The 247-nt window shown below is 62.8% G+C and carries 1 protein-coding gene; it reads right to left on the bottom strand.

The window, feature by feature from the left end:
- Nucleotides 1-247, bottom strand: a 247-nt coding sequence (locus AAEY75_RS16530) for an alkaline phosphatase D family protein (protein ID WP_352260248.1), incomplete at both ends; no start/stop codon positions are given.

Here is a 247-nt window from a genome sequence, read left to right as displayed (position 1 = left end):
CATCGGTCCAGCGGCCAAGCTTGTGATTGGTGAGGTCACGCTGCATCAGCGGCGCCACCAGCAAATCCTGGGCGATGATATTCCACTGCGCCTTGGACTGGGCAAATCCTTGGTCCAGCCAGGCCTCTTGCTGCCAGCCGAGCAACGTGCGGCCAGGGTCACGCAGGTCGCTGCAAGGGGTGGTGACAATATGCCCTTGGTGGCTGCCATTGGCCGCGATGCACGGTTGCTCGGAACGGTACTGGCG

It is taken from the genome of Psychrobacter sp. TB55-MNA-CIBAN-0194, assembly GCF_040309505.1.
Classification (GTDB): domain Bacteria; phylum Pseudomonadota; class Gammaproteobacteria; order Pseudomonadales; family Moraxellaceae; genus Psychrobacter; species Psychrobacter fozii.
Note: the sequence above shows the minus strand (reverse complement) of the source record. Positions and strands in the feature narration are given on the sequence as shown.